2 protein-coding genes are annotated in these 1,534 nt (G+C 74.5%); both read right to left on the minus strand.

Annotation, left to right across the window (positions count from 1 at the left end):
* The coding region (locus ESO86_RS16770) for an AAA family ATPase (protein ID WP_129235938.1) at positions 1-688 on the minus strand (688 nt) is incomplete at its 3' end.
* The coding region (locus ESO86_RS19390) for a DUF4350 domain-containing protein (RefSeq protein ID WP_165308225.1) at positions 685-1,534 on the minus strand (850 nt) is incomplete at its 5' end. The genes ESO86_RS19390 and ESO86_RS16770, both read right to left, overlap by 4 nt.

Below are 1,534 nucleotides of genomic sequence, written 5' to 3' on the forward strand. Positions count from 1 at the left end.
CGACGCCGACTCGTCGAGCGGCCGCCCGGGCGGCGAGGAGCTCGGCCGCGCCGAGCACCGGTTCGACGCCGGCGGCGGCGAGGTCGTGCGGGTCGAAGCCGTCGGCATGGCGTCGGAGCATCGCGACCTCCGCATCGCGCTCCGGCACGTCGAGCACGAGCTTCAACAGGAAGCGGTCGAGCTGGGCCTCCGGGAGCGCGTACGTGCCCTCGTACTCGATCGGGTTCTGGGTGGCGGCGACGAGGAAGGGGGCGGGCAGCGGGCGCGTCACCCCGTCGACCGAGACCTGCCGTTCCTCCATGGCCTCGAGGAGCGCCGACTGCGTCTTGGGAGGCGTGCGATTGATCTCGTCGGCCAGGAGCAGGTTCGTGAACACCGGCCCCTCGCGGAACGCGAACTCGCCGGATCGCGGGTCGTACGCGAGCGAGCCGGTCACGTCGCCGGGCATGAGGTCGGGCGTGAACTGCACACGTCGCGTCTCGAGGCGGAGCGTCCTGCTCAGGGTCCGCACGAGCAGCGTCTTCGCGACGCCGGGGACGCCCTCGAGCAGCACGTGCCCGTCGGCGAGCAGTGCGATGATGAGGCCGGTCACGGCGCCGTCCTGGCCGACGACCGCCTTGCCCACCTCGGTGCGGACGCGGTCGAGCGCGCCGCGCAGCTGCGCGTCGTCGGGGGTCGGGTCGGTCATGGTCGCCTTCCTGTCGGGTCGGTGGCTTCTGGTGCCTGGTCTGGTGCGATACCGGCGCGGACGGCGCGCTCGAGCTCGTCGAGGTCGCGGGCGAGGCGGACCAGGTCGCGGTCGCCGTGCGGTTCGGCGTCGACGAGCAGTGCGCGAACGGATGCCGCGGGCCGGCCGGTCGTGCTCGCTGCGGCCGCGACCACTGCGTCGACCTCGGCCGATCGTGGCAGGCGGAGCGCGGCGGCCAGTCGCCGGATTGCGCCGATCCGCAGCTGGTCGAGCGACCGCAGTCGCGCCGAGCTCCGCGCATAGAGGCGAGCCCGGCCCTCCCCGGTCTCGGAGGCGGGGACGTGCACGGGGAGGTCCTCGACGACGAGCGGACCGAATCGCCGGCCTCGCCAGATCCCGGCGACGACGGTGACGACCACGAGGAGGACGAGGAGCGGGCTCACCCAGCCCGGCGTCAACTCGGTGAGCGTCGGCGCGGCGGCGGCATCCGCGTCGCCGGGACCGGGGAGGTACCAGGCGACCTCGTCGCGTTCGCCGAGCAGGCCGATCGCGAGGGCCGCGTTGCCGGCCTCGTCGACCGTCTCGTTCGCGAACGGCGTCGTGGCGCCCACCAGGACCACCTCGGCGCCGTCGGGCGAGGTGCCGGCGACGAGTGCGAATCCGTCGCCGGACGGGAAGCAGCCCGAGAATCCCGATGCCGCCGCGTCATCGTCGATCGAGAGGAGGCGCTGGCCGTCGGAGAGCTCGCCGGCCCGATCGGCGGCCGGCAGTCCGCACGCGGCGTCGGCGGGAGCACCCTCGGCGGCGCCGGCGAGTCGGACCCCGGGCGCGAGCACCTCGAGCGCG

It is taken from the genome of Agromyces binzhouensis (assembly GCF_004135055.1).
Classification (GTDB): Bacteria; Actinomycetota; Actinomycetes; order Actinomycetales; family Microbacteriaceae; genus Agromyces; species Agromyces binzhouensis.